This window comes from Bacillus sp. JJ1609, from assembly GCF_036967045.1.
Classification (GTDB): domain Bacteria; phylum Bacillota; class Bacilli; order Bacillales; family Cytobacillaceae; genus Mesobacillus.
Genome location: NZ_JBALSS010000006.1, coordinates 602,618 through 621,893 on the forward strand (window position 1 = coordinate 602,618; position 19,276 = coordinate 621,893).

At 40.4% G+C, this 19,276-nt stretch carries 24 protein-coding genes; 16 read left to right on the plus strand and 8 right to left on the minus strand.

Annotated features, from left to right (window positions below; all coding sequences use genetic code 11):
* The 13 genes from V7654_RS07595 to V7654_RS07655 all read left to right on the plus strand — a co-directional run.
* Positions 1 to 227, plus strand: a 227-nt coding sequence (locus V7654_RS07595) for a hypothetical protein (RefSeq protein ID WP_335429641.1), incomplete at its 5' end; no start/stop codon positions are given.
* Between the two features lie 347 nt (positions 228 to 574).
* Positions 575 to 703, plus strand: a complete 129-nt coding sequence (locus tag V7654_RS07600) for an FbpB family small basic protein (RefSeq protein ID WP_335429642.1) — start codon at positions 575 to 577, stop codon at positions 701 to 703.
* Positions 704 to 730: 27 nt separating this feature from the next.
* The gene (locus tag V7654_RS07605; RefSeq protein ID WP_335429643.1) at positions 731 to 1,123 is read left to right on the plus strand and encodes a sporulation protein; all 393 of its coding nucleotides are present in this window, start codon (positions 731 to 733) and stop codon (positions 1,121 to 1,123) included.
* A gap of 167 nt (positions 1,124 to 1,290) precedes the next feature.
* The gene (locus V7654_RS07610; RefSeq protein ID WP_438825262.1) at positions 1,291 to 1,905 is read left to right on the plus strand and encodes a protein kinase family protein; all 615 of its coding nucleotides are present in this window, start codon (positions 1,291 to 1,293) and stop codon (positions 1,903 to 1,905) included.
* A gap of 326 nt (positions 1,906 to 2,231) precedes the next feature.
* Positions 2,232 to 2,792, plus strand: a complete 561-nt coding sequence (locus V7654_RS07615; RefSeq protein WP_335429644.1) for an RNA polymerase sigma factor — start codon at positions 2,232 to 2,234, stop codon at positions 2,790 to 2,792.
* A 2-nt stretch (positions 2,793 to 2,794) separates the two neighbouring features.
* On the plus strand, positions 2,795 to 3,535 hold the full coding sequence (locus V7654_RS07620) for an anti-sigma factor (protein WP_335429645.1): 741 nt from the start codon (positions 2,795 to 2,797) through the stop codon (positions 3,533 to 3,535).
* 114 nt (positions 3,536 to 3,649) lie between these two features.
* The gene (locus V7654_RS07625; protein WP_335429646.1) at positions 3,650 to 5,020 is read left to right on the plus strand and encodes a copper amine oxidase; all 1,371 of its coding nucleotides are present in this window, start codon (positions 3,650 to 3,652) and stop codon (positions 5,018 to 5,020) included.
* Between the two features lie 58 nt (positions 5,021 to 5,078).
* Positions 5,079 to 5,735, plus strand: coding sequence for a class F sortase (locus V7654_RS07630; RefSeq protein WP_335429647.1), 657 nt, complete (start codon positions 5,079 to 5,081; stop codon positions 5,733 to 5,735).
* A gap of 266 nt (positions 5,736 to 6,001) precedes the next feature.
* Positions 6,002 to 6,838 (plus strand): SPL family radical SAM protein, encoded by an 837-nt coding sequence (locus V7654_RS07635; protein ID WP_335429648.1) that lies wholly within the window; start codon positions 6,002 to 6,004, stop codon positions 6,836 to 6,838.
* Positions 6,839 to 7,114: 276 nt separating this feature from the next.
* Complete coding sequence (locus tag V7654_RS07640) at positions 7,115 to 8,503, plus strand: amino acid permease (protein WP_335429649.1); 1,389 nt, start codon at positions 7,115 to 7,117, stop codon at positions 8,501 to 8,503.
* A gap of 198 nt (positions 8,504 to 8,701) precedes the next feature.
* Positions 8,702 to 9,550 (plus strand): STAS domain-containing protein, encoded by an 849-nt coding sequence (locus tag V7654_RS07645; RefSeq protein WP_335429650.1) that lies wholly within the window; start codon positions 8,702 to 8,704, stop codon positions 9,548 to 9,550.
* Positions 9,551 to 9,657: 107 nt separating this feature from the next.
* On the plus strand, positions 9,658 to 10,179 hold the full coding sequence (locus tag V7654_RS07650) for a DNA topology modulation protein FlaR (RefSeq protein WP_335429651.1): 522 nt from the start codon (positions 9,658 to 9,660) through the stop codon (positions 10,177 to 10,179).
* A 2-nt stretch (positions 10,180 to 10,181) separates the two neighbouring features.
* The gene (locus V7654_RS07655; protein WP_335429653.1) at positions 10,182 to 10,634 is read left to right on the plus strand and encodes a GNAT family N-acetyltransferase; all 453 of its coding nucleotides are present in this window, start codon (positions 10,182 to 10,184) and stop codon (positions 10,632 to 10,634) included.
* A 145-nt stretch (positions 10,635 to 10,779) separates the two neighbouring features.
* Here V7654_RS07655 and V7654_RS07660 read toward each other — a convergent pair whose 3' ends face one another.
* Positions 10,780 to 11,406 carry a nitroreductase family protein gene (locus V7654_RS07660; protein ID WP_335429655.1) on the minus strand — a complete coding sequence of 209 codons (627 nt, stop codon included), beginning with the start codon at positions 11,404 to 11,406 and terminating at the stop codon, positions 10,780 to 10,782.
* A gap of 182 nt (positions 11,407 to 11,588) precedes the next feature.
* On the opposite strand from V7654_RS07660, the gene V7654_RS07665 reads away from it, so the two are divergent.
* Positions 11,589 to 12,149, plus strand: a complete 561-nt coding sequence (locus V7654_RS07665; RefSeq protein ID WP_335429656.1) for a maltose acetyltransferase domain-containing protein — start codon at positions 11,589 to 11,591, stop codon at positions 12,147 to 12,149.
* Between the two features lie 43 nt (positions 12,150 to 12,192).
* Here the strand turns inward: V7654_RS07665 and V7654_RS07670 are convergent, their stop codons facing one another.
* Both V7654_RS07670 and V7654_RS07675 read right to left on the minus strand, forming a co-directional pair.
* Complete coding sequence (locus V7654_RS07670) at positions 12,193 to 12,918, minus strand: DUF3784 domain-containing protein (RefSeq protein ID WP_335429657.1); 726 nt, start codon at positions 12,916 to 12,918, stop codon at positions 12,193 to 12,195.
* A 108-nt stretch (positions 12,919 to 13,026) separates the two neighbouring features.
* Positions 13,027 to 14,232 carry an MFS transporter gene (locus V7654_RS07675; RefSeq protein ID WP_335429658.1) on the minus strand — a complete coding sequence of 402 codons (1,206 nt, stop codon included), beginning with the start codon at positions 14,230 to 14,232 and terminating at the stop codon, positions 13,027 to 13,029.
* Positions 14,233 to 14,661: 429 nt separating this feature from the next.
* Between V7654_RS07675 and V7654_RS07680 the strand changes: the two genes are divergently transcribed.
* Complete coding sequence (locus tag V7654_RS07680) at positions 14,662 to 15,285, plus strand: cell wall hydrolase (RefSeq protein WP_335429659.1); 624 nt, start codon at positions 14,662 to 14,664, stop codon at positions 15,283 to 15,285.
* Between the two features lie 320 nt (positions 15,286 to 15,605).
* Complete coding sequence (locus tag V7654_RS07685) at positions 15,606 to 16,124, plus strand: GNAT family N-acetyltransferase (protein ID WP_335429660.1); 519 nt, start codon at positions 15,606 to 15,608, stop codon at positions 16,122 to 16,124.
* A gap of 57 nt (positions 16,125 to 16,181) precedes the next feature.
* Here the strand turns inward: V7654_RS07685 and V7654_RS07690 are convergent, their stop codons facing one another.
* The 5 genes from V7654_RS07690 to V7654_RS07710 all read right to left on the minus strand — a co-directional run bounded on the left by V7654_RS07690 (position 16,182) and on the right by V7654_RS07710 (position 19,096).
* Entirely contained in the window at positions 16,182 to 16,472 is a 291-nt protein-coding gene (locus V7654_RS07690) for a hypothetical protein (RefSeq protein WP_335429661.1), read from the minus strand.
* A 4-nt stretch (positions 16,473 to 16,476) separates the two neighbouring features.
* Positions 16,477 to 16,860 (minus strand): SHOCT-like domain-containing protein, encoded by a 384-nt coding sequence (locus V7654_RS07695; protein ID WP_335429662.1) that lies wholly within the window; start codon positions 16,858 to 16,860, stop codon positions 16,477 to 16,479.
* A 12-nt stretch (positions 16,861 to 16,872) separates the two neighbouring features.
* Positions 16,873 to 17,238, minus strand: a complete 366-nt coding sequence (locus V7654_RS07700) for a DUF2089 domain-containing protein (protein ID WP_335375197.1) — start codon at positions 17,236 to 17,238, stop codon at positions 16,873 to 16,875.
* Between the two features lie 419 nt (positions 17,239 to 17,657).
* Complete coding sequence (locus tag V7654_RS07705; protein WP_335429663.1) at positions 17,658 to 18,485, minus strand: glycerophosphodiester phosphodiesterase; 828 nt, start codon at positions 18,483 to 18,485, stop codon at positions 17,658 to 17,660.
* 164 nt (positions 18,486 to 18,649) lie between these two features.
* Positions 18,650 to 19,096 carry a GNAT family N-acetyltransferase gene (locus V7654_RS07710; protein ID WP_335429664.1) on the minus strand — a complete coding sequence of 149 codons (447 nt, stop codon included), beginning with the start codon at positions 19,094 to 19,096 and terminating at the stop codon, positions 18,650 to 18,652.
* Positions 19,097 to 19,276 lie beyond the last annotated feature (180 nt).

Below are 19,276 nucleotides of genomic sequence, written 5' to 3' on the forward strand. Positions count from 1 at the left end.
AAGCAGCTAAAAAAGCTGAAGAAGAGAAGAAACAGGAAGAAGCGAAAAAGGCTGAAGAAAAGAAACGTGAAGAGGCTAAGAAGAACGAGGAAAAGCAGCAAGAGGAAGCTAAGAAAGCTAAAGATAAGAAAAACGATAATTCTAAAGAAGAAGATGATGATGGGCAAGGAGAAGAAAACGGTGATGAAGGTGCCGGCAAAGGCAAGGACAAGAAGAACGGAAAGTAAAGTGGCCTGAGCTTCTACTGATCACGGATAAAAGTGTGGATAACGGGATTTTTACACCTCTGTTTGAGCCTCTTGATTTGACGAATTTAACGATGTCATGTATCATGTAGTTATAAATTTAAATAGTTCTCCTAAAGGGGAGTAGCTTTTACAACAAGGTCGTCATTACGGAGATTTCTCCCGGCTTTGTTGGCAACATTCATTCGTTGTTAGCAAGACCTTTGCCAATTTTGGTGAAGGTCTTTATTTGTTTTAAAACCTTCACCGAAGACGGTGAAGGTTTTTTTATTACGGATAAGGCATTTTCACAATAAGTAACATAAATTTAGTATTGGAGTGTGACTGATATGAAGAAAAAACAACTTCGATTCAATGAATTGGTTAAAAAGAACAGGGAAGAGCTTTTAATGGACCAGCAAATGCTGGAGAAGATTGAAAAGCGATTGGATGAGAAATACGCTAATCCGAAGAAATAGATTATTAAATAATATGGAGGATCACAGATGTTATTAAGAAAGTATATGTCATTGCTTGGCGTCGGGTCGGCACAAATTGACCTTATATTGGAGAAGGATGTTTTAAAGCCTGGAGAATCAGTGAATGGCCAATTTTTAATTAAAGGCGGAACGATTGACCAGCATCTTAAGCAAATTGACTGCGCCCTCGTCATGGTAAATGAAAAGACTGGTGCAGAAGAAGTCATTGATACAACAGCCATTCAGGTTGAAACAAAGATAGGGTCAGAAGAAGCAGATAAAGTCCCTTTTTCATTCAAGCTGCCCATCGATGTCCCCGTTACAACGAAGGCAATCTCATATCACTTCAAGACAAAACTAACCTTCGAACAAGGCGTAGAAAGCTGGGACGAAGACATGATCAAAGTAGTGGACAAATGATTTACCACATTAAAGCGCCGGGGGTCTGACCCCCGATAAGGTAATGCGTTAAAGCGCCGGGGGTCTGACCCCCGACGAGGTAATGCGTTAAAGCGCTGGGGGTCTGACCCCCGATGAGGTAATGCGGTGAAGTGTGGGGGTCTGATCCTGTGAGAGGAGGTAATGTGTTGAGTTTTTATGGAGATTTAGCGAGTAGTGTTGTTTACATGATGAAGGGTTCGAGGGTGGTGCTGGCGGAGAAGGATGAGAGGCTGCAGCTGATTGGTGAGGGTCGTAGTGCGTTTGCATTCAGGATCCGGGGGACGGACCTTGTTTTGAAGGTGTTCTTTCCACCTTTTGAGAGGATTGCTGTTGAAGAAGCGGCGATTTATAAAGAGCTCAAGGGCAATCCATTCTTTCCTGCAATGCATGAATCAGGCAAGAATTATCTCGTCATGGATTATGTTCAGGGAACGACACTCTTTAATTGTTTGGTAAAGGGGATTCCAATAGCCAGTGAACATATCAAGGAAGTAGACAACGCCTTGCAGCTGGCAAGAGAAAAAGGTCTGAACCCCTCTGATATCCACTTAAGGAATATCATAGTTACTCCAGAAGGCGATGTCCGGCTGATTGATGTGGCACGATTTCGCCAGACAAAAAAATGCTCTCAATGGGATGACCTGAAAATAGCTTTTTACAAGTTTTACAGGCATAAGCGCTTTCCGAAAAAAGTACCGCAGTATGCAATGAATCTAGTTGCTTTCTTTTATAAAAAAGGGCTGCTTCCATCAATTAATTAATTTTCATTTACATTTGGTGGAAGCCGCCCATCTCCTTTTCCCTTGCCAGATGCATCTAAATCCCCTTATCCTCGCCTAAAAACAGCAAAGCTATAATTCGGATTTGGACAAACTCTACAGGATAAAAGTCAAAGACTCATCCTAAAACAATACATAAAATTATATTAGTTTCATTTTTTCTGGGAAATACACTTAGCTTTCTTCAAAATGTAATCCAAAAATTAATTAGCATCGTTATATATTGAAGGGATCATAGCCGATTCCTTTTTTCCCTACAAAACTTAATCCGTTATAATAGTAGTAATTTGACGAAAAGGAGACCATTTATGAGGAATAGTCCCGACGGCGTTCTTTATGTAAGCATCCAGGCTAAAAATAAAGAAGCGCTTGAAACATTATATGACCGGTACGAAAAAATCCTCTTTTCATTCCTCTATAAAATGACCCAAGATTATGATTTAGCAGAAGAAGCGTTGCAGGAGGTCTTTTTAAAGATTTGGAAAGGGACCGGTGAATACGATGAAAGTAAAGGCAAGTTTACTTCATGGCTGTTCACTATGGCCAGAAATTCCGCAATAGATATTATCCGTAAGAAAAAAGTGAAACCATCCGTTCCTATAGATGATATAAATCATATGGTAAGTGATGATCAATCGGTTGAGGAAAAAGCCGAGTGGCATGAAGAAAAAGTGAGGGTCCAAGAAGCGGTTTCTAAACTTTCGGACGATCAAAGAGGCATGATTCAATTGATGTACTTTAAAGGTTATACCCAGCAAAAAATATCCGAAGATTATAATATCCCCCTTGGTACAGTAAAGAGCCGGATTCGTCTGGCATTGAAGAATTTAAAAAAATCACTTGTTTTTGAGCATGAAAGGAGGGGCTGAAAATGGAGAAAATAAATTGTGGTAATCTAATCGATTACTTTAATCGTAGCTTAACAGAAGCAGAAAAAGAGCGGTTTGAAGCACATTTAGAGCATTGCCCAGAATGCCAGGAAGAATTAAAAGAGTTAATTGAGATTACCGGAGAGCTTCCATACCTTTCAGAACCAATAACTCCTCCATCCGGTATGAAAAAGAGGATTTTAGATAATGTTTTTGAGACTACAGAGTCGGAAAATATTCAACTCACAAAAACAGAGCAGCCAAACCTGACTGTGAATAAGCCTTCAGCTGTGCAAAAGAAATCTTGGCGGACTCCATTACTAGCAGCAACATTGCTCCTTTCGCTGCTAGGGAACGGATACGCATTAATGAAATTGAATGAAGAGAATCCTGAAAAAGAGTTAGCGGAGGCAGTCAACTCATTTCAATTGGAGCCAAGTGAAACTTTTTCAGGCTCCGGAGAGGCTTCTATTCTCACCTATGATAATGAGATGAGTGTCATTGTTCAAGCTGATAAGCTAAAAGCGATAGAAGGAAACGAAGTGTATCAGGTTTGGCTGATTGAAGATGGCAAACCTGTTCCCGCAGGATCTTTTGTGCCTGACACCACCGGGAGTGGAGCTGCTTTTTATAAAATAAAGGCAGACAAAAATAAAAAGTGGGATACGATAGCGATAACCTTGGAACCCCAGCCTGGAAATGAACTTCCGGAGGGACAAATCGTTTTGAGCTCAAAATTATAAGAAGGGATCCGACTGCTTTTAAAGCAGCCGGATTTTTTTTCTGAAAAAAGTGATCCAAATGAAAACTGTCTCCGTTAGGTAAGTGAAAAAACATTTAAAAGGAGATGTTCAATTATGAATTGGAAAAAATCTGTATTAGCTATCCCATTAAGTTTTTCTTTATTAATCCCATCGGTGGCAACCGTCAGTGCCCATGACGGAGAAAATCACGCACAAAATCATCCGACAGTGACTTCGCCTACTTCGGATTTAAGAGCAACACTGGATGCATTATTGTCCGAGCATGCTTATTTAGCGGTAATAACAATGCAAAAAGGGATTGATGGTGCAGAGGACTTTGAAGCAGCTGCTGGCGCTCTCAACCAAAACACTGAAGACTTATCTAATGCGGTTGCGTCAGTATATGGAGAGGAAGGCGGAAAGCAATTTAAAGAAATCTGGAGCAGCCATATTGGCTATTTTGTAAATTATGTGACAGCAACTGCGAAAAACGACCAGGCTGGAAAAGATCAGGCATTGGCAGATTTAGAAGAATATAAGGTGAAGCAAGCAGCATTTTTGGACACAGCAACAGAAAGCCGCCTGAAGGCCGCTGAGCTAGAAGAAGGATTACAGATTCATATCGAGCAATTGCTATGGGCATTTGATAATTACAAAGCGGGTGACTTTGAAAAGACATATGAAAATCTCCGCCACTCCATGCACCATATGTTTGGTACTGGCAAGGGCTTATCATGGGCCATTACGGATCAATTTGCGGACAAATTTGAAAAAACGAGTGTAGATACTCCAGCAGCAGATCTTCGCGCGGATTTAAACTATCTTCTATCCGAGCATGCAGCTTTCGCCATTTTAGCGATGCAAAAAGGAATTAGCGGTGCGAAAGATTTTGAAGCATCGGCTGCAGCGTTAAACCAAAATACAGAGGATTTATCAAAAGCAGTCGCATCAGTCTATGGGGAAGAAGCTGGAGGTCAATTTAAAGAAATTTGGGGCAGCCATATCGGATATTTCGTGGATTATGTAAAAGCCACGGGAGCAAAAGACGAAGCAGCAAAGAAACAAGCCATTGCTGAGTTGGAAGAATATAAGGTAGAACAGGCAAAATTCCTTGATGCCGCAACCGAAGGCCGTTTAAAAGCAGCAGACCTGGAAGCTGGACTGCAGATGCATATCGATGAATTATTGAAGGCATTCAACAGCTACACAGAAAAGGATTATGCGACCACTTATGAAAATGTCCGTGAAGCATATGCCCATATGTTCGATGTAGGTGCTGGATTATCAGGTGCAATCGTTGATCAACACCCTGAAAAGTTTCAGGAAAAAATGCCAACTGATATGCCGAAAACAGGAATGGGAGGTGCGAGTGAGCAGGCTGGCGGCCTATCAGGCACATTGCAATGGCTGCTGATTGCCATGGTTTCTCTCATCATTCTGTCAGCGGTAACTGTTCGTGCTACTAAAAGGAATCCTCAGGAATAAATGAAAGATGAGGGGCCCCCGCCCCTCTCTTCCATGGTTTTAGAAAGAGGTGATAATGTTGAAATCGTTGTGGTCGATTATCATAATGATTGCCTTTTTGGCAGGCTGCAATGCTGCTAATGGCGAAACAATTAAGAAAGCTTCTGCCACGAATGAGCTTAATAAGAGCCAGCAGGAAAAAGAAAAAGAAAGTGTTCCGTCTCAAATGGTTTCTGGGACTCAACCTGCTAACAGCATTTCATCAAATGGCAAGGTGATAAGTGAGAGCATCGAGAGCATCGATCCCTACCGACTTCAAATTCCTTCGATTGATGTAGATACAATAATCGAAAACGTAGGCTTACTGGATAATGGTCAAATGGGAGTACCGGAGTCCTTTGAAACGGTCGGCTGGTATGAGAGAGGACCAAAACCCGGAGAACGCGGAAATGCTGTCCTTGCGGGACATGTTGATAGTAAAAAAGGACCCGCTGTTTTCTTTTACCTGAAAAAATTAAAAGAAGGCGATGAGATTATCATTTCCGATCAAAAAGGCAAGAGCCTTACCTATAAAGTCAAGGGTGTCAAAAGTTATCCGACCGAGCTTTCCCCAGTAAATGAAATATTTGACTACTCCTATCAAAGCAATTTAAACCTAATTACCTGTACAGGAATCTACGATCGCAAAACAGGGAATCATTCAGAAAGACTCGTGGTATATACATCATTAGAATAAAGGTCTCTAAAAGGGGGAAACAATTATTGGTAATAAGAAACCAACATATGCATGGAATAAAGCTGATTATCTTATTTAGATAAGCAGCTTTATTAATTATAACGATGCAACGCGTTAAAGCGCTGGGGGTCAGACCCCCAATGAGGTAATGCGTTAAAGTGTGTTAGATCTTCATATTAATTACCAGATGTTGGCTGGGATGCGGTACCATTCTTTTTTCTATCTAAAAGCTATAATGTAGGGAGAATAATTTCTGAAAGCGGGTGATGAGCTTGAAGCTGAATATCAATGATATTCTCTCCAAAAGCATCTTGACTCCGGGGAGGGGGCTGCTGAATGAGTATTCTTATTCGCTCAACCCTTATGCTGGCTGTGCCTTTGGCTGCAGTTATTGTTATGTGAGACAGCTTCCAGTTTCACTTTTCCGGGAAGAGGAATGGGGAACATGGGTTGATATTAAAGCAAATGCAGCTGAATTGTTGCGAAAAGAACTCATCAAGGCAAAGAAAAAAGGTCCTGTAACCATTTTTATGTCTTCTGCAACTGACCCGTATCAGCCAATCGAAGCAAAAACTATGCTTACAAGAAGCCTGCTTGAGGTCATGCTCGAGGTTCAGCCAGACTTCCTGTTCGTCCAGACAAGGTCACCGCTGGTCAGGCGGGATCTCGACCTATTTAAACAATTCGGCGACAAAATCAGAATTTCGATGACCATAGAAACGGACAAAGAAGAAATCAGGAAAGCTTTTGCTCCATCTGCCCCACCCATTCCTGCACGGATGAACGCGTTGAAGGAAATAACCGAAGCAGGTGTGTTAACGCAGGCAACAATTTCTCCATTGTTACCTTGTTCCCGCGAATTTCCGAAAAAGCTTAAACATTTAGCCAGCAGGGTTACACTTGATGATTTCTGGATGGGGGATGGAAGCGGAGGCAAGCGTACTGAGAAATTGGGAATCTACAAAATTTATGAGCAGCTGGGAATGGAAAAATGGTATAATCCTGCTGCGCATAAAGTGGTTTTGAAAATGCTGAAGGATGAATTAGATGGCGAGGTACCGGTTCTGGTATCACAGAAAGGCTTTTTGCCGGGAAAAGATTAATCAGGACTGCAGGCGATCATCGAGTTACTATATGCTTCCACCTAATGTTACCTAGTTGATCATTATGTTTATCAAGCTGCTAATCATGGAATAAATGGTTAGCAGCTTTATTATTAACTGAATAATATTCTTGATGCTACCTATCCTAAGTAATCCTAAACTTAACAGTGTTTTTAATTTCTGAATATTTTAATCTTTACAAATAAATAATATGCTAGTAAAATGAAAAAAGTCACATAAGCAAAAATCGACAAATTTCTACATCAGGAGGAGTTTATGGACTTATTACGTAAAAAACATATTGGAAATGAAATGTCGAATGATTCACTCAAAAGAGTTTTGGGTGCGGTAGATTTAACCATGTTAGGCGTCGGGGCAATAATTGGGACGGGTGTGTTCGTATTGACAGGAGTAGCAGCTGCCAAATACGCTGGTCCTGCCTTGATCCTATCTTTTATAATTGCAGGATTGGCCTGTGTGTTTGCTGCATTATGTTATTCTGAATTCGCTTCGATGATTCCACAGTCAGGGAGTGCATACACATATAGCTATGTGGCTTTCGGTGAGATATTTGCATGGATATTAGGCTGGGATTTAGTCCTCGAGTATGGGCTGGCCTCATCTGCTGTAGCAAGCGGATGGTCGGGTTATTTTCAAAGTCTGTTATCCGGCTTTGGAATACATCTTCCAACTGCCTTGACGAGTGCGTTTGATCCAGCAAAGGGCACGGTCATCGACGTGCCCGCCATTATGATCGTTCTCTTGGTTACTTTCTTGCTTTCAAGAGGAGTAAAGGAATCTGCCAGGTTTAATGCAATTATGGTAGTCATTAAGGTAGCTGTAGTACTGCTTTTCATTGCGATTGGAGTTTGGTACGTTGAGCCTGCTAACTGGAAACCTTTCATGCCTTTTGGAGTTTCCGGTGTCGTAAGTGGAGCTGCTGTTGTAGTGTTTGCTTACTTTGGTTTCGATGCTGTCTCCACAGCAGCCGAGGAAGTGAAAAATCCTCAAAGGAATCTTCCAATAGGAATCATCTCTGCTTTGGTTATTTGTACGATCCTATATATCGCTGTATCGTTAATCCTGACAGGAATGGTTCCTTTTAATATGTTAAACGTTAAGGACCCTGTGGCTTTCGCCTTGCAATTTATTGGCCAGGACTGGGCAGCTGGTTTTATCTCCCTTGGAGCGATTGTAGGTATAACGACAGTTCTTATCGTTATGATGTTTGGCCAATCCCGCCTGTTTTTTGCAGTAAGCAGGGATGGTCTTCTTCCAAAAGGATTATCAAGTGTCCATCCAAAAACCCAGGTTCCACTGGCAAGTACATGGGTTACAGGGATTTTAGTCGCTCTTCTTGCAGGATTTGTTCCTTTGGATAAGTTAGCAGAGCTGACTAGTATCGGGACATTGTTTGCCTTTGCGACTGTTTCCCTGGGAGTTGCTGTTCTCAGAAAAACACGGCCAGATTTAAAACGTGGCTTTAGGACTCCTTGGGTTCCTGTTATTCCTGCCCTGGCAGTTATCTTTTGTGTCTATCTCATGTTCCAGCTCTCTTCCTTTACCTGGAAAGGCTTTTTCATCTGGCTGGTGGCAGGTTTGATTATTTACTTTACGTATGGATATAGAAACAGCAAGTTGAATTTACAAAAAAATAAAATGTAAATTTTATCTATAAAAATCCCTTAACTTTGACATCATGTGTTCAAGGTTAGGGGATATTTTAATTTTTACCATACAAGGATAAAAACTTGTCCTGCTTTCTCAACCTGAGTTATGATGGATTATAATAGTGTATTTATGAATGAGACCTTTGAATCATAGATCGTAAAATATCGTCTTGGAACATTTGGAGGAAAATCAATGAACAATGAACTGAAATTATTAGGGGAAGCAATTGTTAAAAGGAAACATGAAATAGCAAAAGCTGTTCATGAGGATCGATTATCCATTGCGGAGATTACTGAAGCTCAAAAACATGAGTTTAAAAAAATCGAAGCACAAATTTTAGAAGTGCGTGCTAATTTCATTGCTTTATTTGGTGAAGCTTTATTGGACCATGAAGATAAAGAGAGAGGCCTTGCGAAGATTGCCCAGTGGGGAAAAGAAACTGGGGAATATATTTATAAATTAGGAACCTCTTTAGATGAAGCGCTAAAGGATACAAGCTTTTACCGCGAACATATTTGGAATGCAATCAAGGAAGAAGCAAAGGACATGTCAGCTTCGACTATTTTTGAAGTCCTTAATGTAATTGATCCGCTTATGGACCATGCAATCTACAGCTTCAGCTTAACATTCGTGGAATCTCATCAGAGGAGCCTTGAGAACGCTAAAACAGCACTTCTTGAACTGTCTGTTCCAGTTGTTCCATTATTGCCGGGTGTAGGCGTGCTGCCGCTTGTTGGCAACGTTGATACTGAAAGAGCGCAGCTATTGATGGAAGAAACATTAGAACAAGCTGTTAAACTGAAACTGACACACCTGATTTTCGATGTATCAGGTGTAATGATTGTTGATACGATGGTAGCGGATCAGCTATTCAAAGTAATCAGCGCATTATCTCTAGTAGGCGTAAAGACTATCATGACTGGTATCCGTCCAGAGGTTGCCCATACAATGGTTACCCTTGGGTTAAACCTTGAAGGAATCACGGTAAAATCGAACCTACATCAGGCATTCAAAGAAATCCAGACATTGAAAAACGTTTAATATATAAAAGAAAAAGCTGCTGCGGCAGCTTTTTTTGTGCATAAAGGAGGAAAAACGTTTTTAAAAGAGAAAATGATATCTATCCTATAAAAAAAGCGATGATTTCAATGAAAGAACAATTACCTTGCAAAATCCATATAATCGGGTCTGTCGGAAGCGGTAAAACAACATTGGCCAGGACGCTTTCTGCTAAAATGGAGCTGCCGCATCACGAACTTGATAATGTGGTTTGGAAAAGATTCGATACAGGAGATGTCAGAAGAAGTGAAAAGGAAAGAGATGATTATTTGCGCAGGATCATCGAGTCTGATGCCTGGATCATTGAAGGGGTGCACTTTGAGTGGGTGGAGCAAAGCTTTAAGAATGCAGACATGATCATTCTCTTGAACCCTCCTTATTTTACTAGGACATTCAGAATCATCAAAAGATTTATTTTACAAAAGCTAGGAATTGAAAAATCCAATTACAAACCAACTTTTGCGATGTTCAGGAAAATGTTTGTCTGGAATCGCTATTTTGAAAATAAAAGCAAACCAGAAATCTTGAAGATCCTTAGCGAGTATGAAGAAAAGGTATGGATTTTAAACGACACCCGCAATCTTGAAAAAAATTATAGACTGGAGTACTGATTATGAACGCACTATCGATTCGCGCTGCAGAGGAAAAAGATATTTCACAATTATACGAGCTAATGCTAGGTTACATCGTCGATTTTTATCAAAAACCAAAGCCAAATGAAACAGACTTGAAGAAGCTGATTCAGCATTTGATGGACCATCCTGACGCAGGATTACAATTTGTGGCTGAAAAAGAGGGCAAATTAGTAGGTTTTGCTACATTGTATTTCACTTTTAGTACGCTGCAGGTAAAGCGGGCAGCGATTCTCAACGACCTGTTTGTAACAACTGAAGCTAGAGGTCATAAAGCTGGGGAGCGCTTGTTTGAAGCCTGTTTAGCCTATATCAGGGAGAATGATTTTGCTTATATGACTTGGGAAACAGCAAAAGACAATCTAATCGCCCAGGGACTATACAACAAAATGGGTGGTAAGATTTCAGAATGGCTGGTATATGAAATCGAATAAACAAGACTGCTAAAAAATCCATAAAAAAGGACCACTATATGAACAGCCGTACAACAAAATGTATACAGTCATCCATTATGGGTCCTTTTTATTGTTACGATTCAACTAATCGAGAAACGGAGTATTTCATTAAAAGAGTCTTAAACTAAATGAACTCTACTACATCTTCAATTGGCAGACGGGTTGTTTGATGTCCTGGTACAGCAGCCTTTCCTAACGCAATCAGTACGATTGGCATATAACGCTCATCCACGTTGAATTTCTCAATGAACTGCTGCTTGTTGAAGCCGCCCATTGGAACTGTGTCATAGCCTCTGTCTTTGGCAATCAGCATTAGCTGCATTGATACAAGTCCAGCATCAAATGAAGCAATATTTGCTCTCGCTTCGACCGGTGCTGCAGGGTAAAGCTTGTTTGTGCCCTCAATCATCCTGCTCATGTTCGCTTCGTCCATAAAACCAGCCTCAAAGGCGCTGCGATAAACTTTTTCCCCATTTCTGTACATTTCTTTATCACCCAGAACTGCTATTACCGCAGAGGAGGTTTCCACCTGCTCCTGATTGTTAGCAATCGTCCTCAATTCCTTTTTCGTTTCCTGGTCCTGGATGACGATAAATTTCCAAGGTTGAAGATTACTTGATGAAGGCGCAAGAGTTGCCTCTTTTAAAATATCGATAATTTCCTCTTTAGGAATGTTAAATTCAGGGTCATATTTCCTGACAGAACGACGCTCGCAGATGACAGTGGATAAGTTTTTCACAGATGTATTCATAGTATGTTCCTCCAAAAAATGTAGTATACTTACTTAAAGTAAGTGAATAATTAGTAAGTTACTATTAGTAAGCGTTGTTGTCAAATTAGATGCCCAAACATATGCGAGTATTTACATTTGGCAGGGGGATCATTGCCTTGCACCGAATTAAGTAACATATCTTGAAACTGGAGTGGAATGGTATGAAGACTGAAAAACAAAAAATGCTGGACGGGGAATTATATAATGCCGGGGATTCGGAGTTGGTGCAGGATAGGGAGAATGCCCGCAGGCTGACAAGGCTTTATAATCAAACAATAGAAACAGAATATGAAGAACGCACCCAAATACTCAAAGAGCTTTTAGGCTCTACAGGTGCGCAATTTTACATCGAACCAACCTTCCGATGCGATTACGGCTACAATATACAGATCGGAGAAAACTTTTACGCGAATTTTGATTGTGTGATTCTTGATGTATGTGAAGTGAAAATAGGGAAAAATTGCTTCATGGCGCCTGGTGTTCATATTTACACAGCTGCCCACCCAGTCCATCCATATGAAAGAATTGCCGGCCCTGAATTCGGGAAGCCGGTGACGATTGGCGACAATTGCTGGATTGGAGGCAGAGCTGTCATCAATCCAGGAGTGAAAATTGGTCATAATGTCGTTGTTGCATCCGGAGCAATAGTCACAAAAGATGTACCTGATAATGTGATTGTTGGCGGGAATCCAGTACGAATCATTAAAAAAATTGAACTGTAAAAGAAACGTGCCTGAACTCTCCAGCGAGAAATCAGGCACCTGTTTATTCCTTCGTTACTTCCTCCAAGAGGGCGTACCACTTCTTCGTCTGTTCAGGATTATTACTATTGATAAAAACCTTCTTTTCCTCCAATTCAATATATAAATAAGGAGAAGAGCCTTTGTGGATAAAAAGCAGGCTGCTTCCATAACCTTTAACCTTGAATTGGCCTTTTGCCATAGTCGCTAGCCCAAAACCGTCTTGCTTATATATAACCTCTGGCATTTCATCTAAAAGCTCCACAGATTGAATCTCATCGTATTTCCACACATCTCCGTACATACCCGTAATCTCAAATGAATCTTGATTGGTCTTAATATCAAAGTCCTGGTAGCCAAAATAGGAAATTACGCTTAAAAAACCGATTGTAACAATAGCGAGAACAGAACTAATGATATAACTGCGCTTTCTTTTGGACTTGACCTCATACTTCGACAAGTAAATGAGTCCCCCAAGTAAAAATATAATCATAAAACCGAATTGGATTTCCGCTGAATATTTAAACGAAGTAAAGCTCAAGGGCAGCAAAATTGCCATTCCGCCAGCTATAGCAAGCATCAGCTTTCCGACTCGCTGAGGAAATCCGTTCTCGATCAGCTGTTTCTGATCATCCTCCGATCTTCCGTTAAAATTAGAAATCAACCAGTACGCTTCCATTTTCCCAATAACCCAGCCAAAAAACAGGAACATGAAGATCAGGAAAAGTTGCACTCCAATTAAGACTCCCATTGAATCTCCTCCCAGAATAAACCATCTTGCTAATTAATACGGATAGACACTTTAATAAGTTTCACTGAGTTTTAACTAGCTAGCGTTCATTAAAATTTCCGGAAACAATCAGCTCACGTTCCGTTCAGTATCGCCAATAGCGCGCAGATTGCGGGATTTAATGAAAAAGATTGTCGTCATCACGATCGACAGTACACCAAACATTACGCTCATATTCTGAAGGCCGACGGCGTCTAAAAGGAAACCGGTCATGAGCAGGACAATCTGGAAAACCACACGGTCCATCATGTTGCGGAAGGAAAAGAATCGTCCATGATAGTCTTTTGGAACCTTCGTCTGGAATATGGTTGCTCCCGTCGGGAAAAAGCAGCCAACTGAAAATCCGAACAATGCAAAGGCGATGATTGTCAATACAGGAAGGTTTGCAAAAAATAATAGCAACTGAGAGAGTCCTATGAGTAAAGAGCTTGTAAATAATATCTTGTATGGAGAGATATTATTGCTGATTCGTTTAATTAAAAATGCTCCGCTCATGAAGGCAATTCCTTCGGCTGTATAAATCCATCCCTTGATTGCGGAGCTTTCCTGAAGCTCGCTGATATTGATGACAATCAAATTGAATCCGCCTAAAAATAGGAGAGGGATCAACGTGAGGATCAAGGTCATCATCACGATTGGAAGTTTTGAAATCACTGGGAATACGTCCTTGAAGCCTTGCCTCTTTACACCCGCCTTGGCTGGCTGGACTTTTGTTTTTTCGTCAAAATGTAAGAACCAAGTCAAGATGAACAGGACGAGATAAGCAGCCAGCGATAAGATGTATACCATGTTTAAAGGAATTGATACCAATAAAATTCCGGCTGCAGCTGTTCCGATTACACGAGAAAGTGTAGCAACATTCATATGGACACCATTCAACAGAAGCAAATCCTTCTCATTCACCACAAGTGGAATTGCCGCCTGCAATGCAGGGAAATAAAAAGCTGCGGATATTTGCAGGAGGATGAGAAAAATGAGCATCCACCATACGGAACCAGTATGAATCGCCACGAGCATGAACAGTACGCTCACCGCCCTGACAAATCCGGAAATCAACATGACTTTCTTTTTGCTATACTGATCGGTCAATCTGCCGGCAATAGGCCCAACAGCAATCCCTGCAAGCAGCCCAGCTGCCAATAGCAGCGATTTTAAAAAGTCAGAAGGAATCTTTTCCTGCATAAATTCAAGATTACCAATGATACCGAGCCAAAGCCCGAGACCAGCAATAAACTCCCCTGTCAATAAAATCCAAACATTTTTGTTTCTCCACATTCCCACTTTTCCCCTTAGTTTTCGAATATTTTTGTTCTTCTAACATACTACAATTATCGGATAATTGTAAAATTTCGTTTAGCTAAATACATGGTTTGATAGAATGGATCATTCGAAGTTCATTCTGTTGCATTTAAGCAGTTTCGCATTGATGGCTGCTTTTTGAATTGATATTGATTCCTGTTCATTGAAGAAGAATTTTACGAAAGAGTTTTTATTTATAACGGGATTTATAAGCAAAAAAGATACGCGCCTATGAAATTTATCCCAGTTTAAAAAAGATATTCCATTCTTTTGGCCGAGTTTTCATTTTACCGTGAAGGGAATTCTAATGGAGTATGTTTAAATCCATGTAAAAGGAGGTATGGGAGTTTTCTAATTTTTCACAGCGAAGATTATATAAAAAAATGAAATGGGAGTGGAGTTTTTTTGAGTAAATACATAAAAGCAGTATCAGTAGCTGCGATCCTGGTTTTAACGCTTGGATTTGCACAGCCTAAAGCTGAAGCATCTCAGTTTTTAGGAATGGGCTCCTCAGGATCAGAGGTTTCATACGTTCAATCGATTTTAAAGAAACTAGGATATTTCAATATGGAAACAACAGGATACTATGGAACGATTACTGCTCATGCCGTTGAGCAATTTCAAAGTGATTTTGGTTTAGAAACGACAGGTGAGATCGGGCCGAAAACATCCAGATTGTTTAATGAAGTCGAGATGATGGCACATGCGGTGTACGGTGAATCAAGAGGAGAGAGCTATCAAGGACAGGTCGCGGTTGCGGCAGTGATTTTAAATCGAGTAGAGTCAGACGATTTTCCTGATACGATAAATGATGTCATTTTCCAGCCAAACGCTTTTACAGCTGTAAATGATGGCCAATTTACCCTGCAGCCTGATTCTGAAGCCTACCATGCTGTAAAAGACGCTCTTTTAGGCTGGGATCCATCGTATGGATCTGTTTATTATTATAATCCGCAGCTTGCAACTGATCAGTGGATTTATAGCAGGACTGTCACGATCCAAATTGGCAATCATCATTTTGCCTATTAGATTGGTGATTTAAAGTTCACTATGTTGATTGGATAAGAAATCAACAAAATAAAGTTACTAAAAGCACCGATTCCTCGGCAAGGAAACGGTGCTTTTACATTTTTCTCGGGAGAAAAGGATAAACTATTCGCATTGTACGAGGAAACAAGACTTGCGAAAGGGGAAGAATGATGAAAATTAAGAAAAAGGATTTCAAATTAAGCTAAGAGTCTGACGGAAAAATGAATAACAAAAAAAGCGAAGGAAAGAAGAAGGACGAAAGCGCGAATTTTTTTAATACCACGCCGAATAGTGAATAACAATGGAAAAGGAGCAGGGAAATGGCTGAAGAGCAGATCGTGCGTGCAACAGAGGATGACTTGCCTGTCATAGGAGAAATGTTTGGAGAATGCAAGGAATATCTGGAAGCAAGGGGGATTTTGCAATGGGATGAGAAATACCCGAATCATGAGTATTTTGAAAACGCAATGGAGGGCGAGGAATTGTTCGTTTTGAAAAAGGGCAGTGAAACCTTTGGCGCGATGGTCCTGGATGAATGGCAGACACCAGAGTGGGAAAATGCCAGCTGGACCGAGACGGGAGGAAGACCACTGATCCTCCATTCCTTTTGTGTAGATCCTTCTGCACAGGGAGGCGGCTATGGCAGTAAAATGCTCCAATTTGCTGAGGATTTTGCAATGGAAAATGGGTATGCAGTGCTGCGACTCGATACATACTCTGGCAACGAAGGGGCAGTCCGATTTTACGAGAAAAGGAATTTCCGTAAGACTGGTGAAGTCAGATTATCTGGAAAACCAGAGGGGCATGAAAAATATATCTGCTTTGAAAAAGTGTTTTAATTAAAGGATTATCAAAAAACAACTGACCTCGGCAAGGCTTGCGAGGCCAGTTGTTTTTTACAATCTTACTATGACCTCTGTTCCATCCTGCAATTTTGCATCGACAAGCACGATTCCCTTGTAGTGGCTTAGTTCATCAATGACTTCATTCAGAAGCTTCTTGTTTAATAATGCGCTAAAGGGTAAAATTGGAATGTTTTTCTGCTCTAGGTCCTGGTTAGCCCATTTATGAAATTGCTGGTGCACTCTATTTGAACCAAGAATAAAACTGCCGGCCTTGAGAATTGAGTAGGGTACGCGGATGCTAAAATTGATGTTTTTAGAAGTTTTAATTTTTATTTTGATCATGCTGCTATTCGATAACAACTTTAACGGTGTCGCCGTTTGCTGATTTGATATCAACGATATTGCCATCAAGTTCATTTTCAATCGCATCAATCAAAAGATTAATATCTATGTCTTTCACATATTTTTCTGATTGAGGAATGCTTGCAGCTATACTATGCCCGGTTTTAAGGATCGCTTTAACGAGTTTAATTGGTATATTGACGTTAACATTGTCATTTTCTTTGGATACTACGCGTACTTTTAATGTCTTATCCAAATATTTATTTGGTTTTTGCGGGGTTAAGGCTGCTTCCTTTTCTTTTAGGACAGTGATTAATTCTGCGCCTTTGTCAGAATCGATCTTACCTTCCTGAACCATCGTTAAAACCTTTGAAATCTCTTCTTTCATTACAATTCCTCCTTATTCACCTTTTAAAAGTTTGATTGCTTCTTCAGGAGTGATTTCACCTTTGTCCAGCATTGCAACAATTTTCTTTTCATCGATTTCTGTTTTCTTTTGTGGGTCATATCCGAGCGAACTGATGATGTCGTTCAGCTTTCCCCGCACGGTTGGATAGGAGATTCCCAATTCCTTTTCAACTTCCTTAATATTTCCGCGGGATATTAGGAAAATTTCTACAAAATGAAGCTGTTCCTTGGATAGGGAAGCGAGTTTTGAGAGTTCGAATTCATTTTCAATGGTTGTTTCGCAATGATTGCATTTTAGCCTGGTAATTTTTAATGTTTGACTGCAAACGGGACAATTTGTGATGACTGGGTAGGACATAATTGCCTCCTTTCAGTTTCTTATAATTGAATTATAAAACATTTTAATTAAAAAAGTAAATATTAATTTAAAAATAATTAATAAATTTAATTATATGATTAAAAATGTTTATTTTTAGATAGTATTAATTATTTTTGCTGATTATTGCACCTGTTGATTGGAGCGAAGGATACTGGAATCAGCGCCCCGGTGAGACCTAGCTTGAAGCGATCCCCATTTACCCCCGCAGGAGCAAAGCGAATAGGAGGCGCACTGGATGATCAGGGAAGAATGTGGTCTTTGAAAAGCTGACAGAAGGACTTATCCATAATTCTTCCAGCGGAAAGCGAGTGCGAGGAGAGGAAATCAACAGTCTCATTTATTGCCAAAATAAAAAAGCATGCCCGTAGTGCTTCATGCACAGGACATGCTTTACATCATTAATTGCGCGGGTCTACATAATCTGGATAATCTGTAATAATACCGTCAACTTCCATATCAATCAGAAACTGTGCTGCTTCATGGCTGCGAACCGTCCAGGATTGGATTTCCATGCCAAGGCTGTGAACCTTATCAACTAGATCCTTTGTAACCAGGCTGTAGCTGGGATTAAAGTAATCTGCATACTTTGCGAATTCCTGTAGTGCTGCATCGGTAACATGAAGGTTTGAATAAGTCAGAACACCTATCGGAACTTCTGGAAGTAGAGCGTCCATCTTTTTCATCGATTCAAAATTGAAGGATTGGATGATGATTTTATTATTCTGCGGCTTGTCGAGATTACGTTCCTTCAGTTCCTGAGCTACAGCTTCCTCAATCCCAGGATAAAGCTCAGGAGATTTCATTTCGATTAAGATTCCGACTTTTCCATGATAGCGATCTAGCACTTCCTCAAAGGTAGGGATTTTTTCCCCAGCAAATTGCTCTCCCTTAAAACTTCCAGCATCAAGGCTTCGTAACTCATCAAATGTTAAATCTCCGACACGTCCAGTTCCATCCGTTGTTCGGTCAACTGTTGTATCATGGATAATGACTAATTCGCCATCCTTGCTGCGTTGGACATCAAGTTCAATGTAGTCTGCCTTCATTTCAACACCTTTATCAAATGCAGCAATGGTGTTTTCCGGAGCATACCCAGCTGCCCCGCGATGAGCGACAGTATCGAACTGCCTTAATTCCCCCTTAGTCGCCTCCTCGGCAAATGCTTGCTGCAGCGGACTCATCAATAGGGTCAAAGCCAAACCTGTACCTAATAATGTTTTTTTCATATCTCCATCTCCTCTGCATCATTTTTTTATGTAACAATGCTAGATTAATAGAGAATTGTTGAGCCTATATTTCAGTTATGTTTAGATAGAATTATGTGTTTTTAAAAACATTCAGTTATTTATACTCAGTTTTCTTTACAAACAATAAGGCAGTCTCCCCCGAATTAAATTTCAATCCGCATAAACTTGCTGACATCCTTAAAGCCAATTTTCTCATATAGTCTGATCGCTTTTTCATTAAAACAAAAGACATTCAAACGAACATCATCATAGCCTAAATGCTTGAATTCCACCAGACTTTGTTCTATTAAAACCTCAGCCACACCTTGATTTCGGAACTCATTTTTAACATACACATCACTGATCCAGCCGATATCCTTGTGTGTAAACCAATCCATACTGCGATCGACCAGAACCCAGCCAATCAAATCGTCTTCGGTCCTGGCAACAAGGAAATAAGCTCCGTGCTCCAAAGAGTTCTGATAGGCTGCAATCATTTCTTCTTGATTATTATCTGCCTGAATCGCGGTTGCTTCAGCCCTGTTCACGCCAGCTAGGCTAAATATTTCTTCCATTTCTGAGTCTGTTGCTTTGCCGTATTCTAGTTCCATTCATATCCCCCTGATTTTTAAAAATAGAATATTAAGAGTTTATTTTCTATTTATCCATTCTGTACTACAGTACAATTTTAAATACCTAATAACTTGGAATGAATTTTTATAAAATAAAGGCTCTGTTAAACAAGGCTGTTGATTTTCGTTCCATGCGCTTCGCTTTCCGCGGAAGAATTA

Coding starts and splice junctions, on each gene's coding strand:
- V7654_RS07710 (WP_335429664.1), bottom strand. CDS start 19,096: ATGGAACTAGAATACGGCAAAGCAACAGACTCAGAAATGGAAGAAATA.
- V7654_RS07640 (WP_335429649.1), top strand. CDS start 7,115: ATGGACTTATTACGTAAAAAACATATTGGAAATGAAATGTCGAATGAT.
- V7654_RS07650 (WP_335429651.1), top strand. CDS start 9,658: ATGAAAGAACAATTACCTTGCAAAATCCATATAATCGGGTCTGTCGGA.
- V7654_RS07625 (WP_335429646.1), top strand. CDS start 3,650: ATGAATTGGAAAAAATCTGTATTAGCTATCCCATTAAGTTTTTCTTTA.
- V7654_RS07675 (WP_335429658.1), bottom strand. CDS start 14,232: ATGTGGAGAAACAAAAATGTTTGGATTTTATTGACAGGGGAGTTTATT.
- V7654_RS07685 (WP_335429660.1), top strand. CDS start 15,606: ATGGCTGAAGAGCAGATCGTGCGTGCAACAGAGGATGACTTGCCTGTC.
- V7654_RS07600 (WP_335429642.1), top strand. CDS start 575: ATGAAGAAAAAACAACTTCGATTCAATGAATTGGTTAAAAAGAACAGG.
- V7654_RS07655 (WP_335429653.1), top strand. CDS start 10,182: ATGAACGCACTATCGATTCGCGCTGCAGAGGAAAAAGATATTTCACAA.
- V7654_RS07645 (WP_335429650.1), top strand. CDS start 8,702: ATGAACAATGAACTGAAATTATTAGGGGAAGCAATTGTTAAAAGGAAA.
- V7654_RS07695 (WP_335429662.1), bottom strand. CDS start 16,860: ATGAAAGAAGAGATTTCAAAGGTTTTAACGATGGTTCAGGAAGGTAAG.
- V7654_RS07660 (WP_335429655.1), bottom strand. CDS start 11,406: ATGAATACATCTGTGAAAAACTTATCCACTGTCATCTGCGAGCGTCGT.
- V7654_RS07635 (WP_335429648.1), top strand. CDS start 6,002: ATGAGCTTGAAGCTGAATATCAATGATATTCTCTCCAAAAGCATCTTG.
- V7654_RS07605 (WP_335429643.1), top strand. CDS start 731: ATGTTATTAAGAAAGTATATGTCATTGCTTGGCGTCGGGTCGGCACAA.
- V7654_RS07705 (WP_335429663.1), bottom strand. CDS start 18,485: ATGAAAAAAACATTATTAGGTACAGGTTTGGCTTTGACCCTATTGATG.
- V7654_RS07670 (WP_335429657.1), bottom strand. CDS start 12,918: ATGGGAGTCTTAATTGGAGTGCAACTTTTCCTGATCTTCATGTTCCTG.
- V7654_RS07620 (WP_335429645.1), top strand. CDS start 2,795: ATGGAGAAAATAAATTGTGGTAATCTAATCGATTACTTTAATCGTAGC.
- V7654_RS07665 (WP_335429656.1), top strand. CDS start 11,589: ATGAAGACTGAAAAACAAAAAATGCTGGACGGGGAATTATATAATGCC.
- V7654_RS07690 (WP_335429661.1), bottom strand. CDS start 16,472: ATGATCAAAATAAAAATTAAAACTTCTAAAAACATCAATTTTAGCATC.
- V7654_RS07615 (WP_335429644.1), top strand. CDS start 2,232: ATGAGGAATAGTCCCGACGGCGTTCTTTATGTAAGCATCCAGGCTAAA.
- V7654_RS07700 (WP_335375197.1), bottom strand. CDS start 17,238: ATGTCCTACCCAGTCATCACAAATTGTCCCGTTTGCAGTCAAACATTA.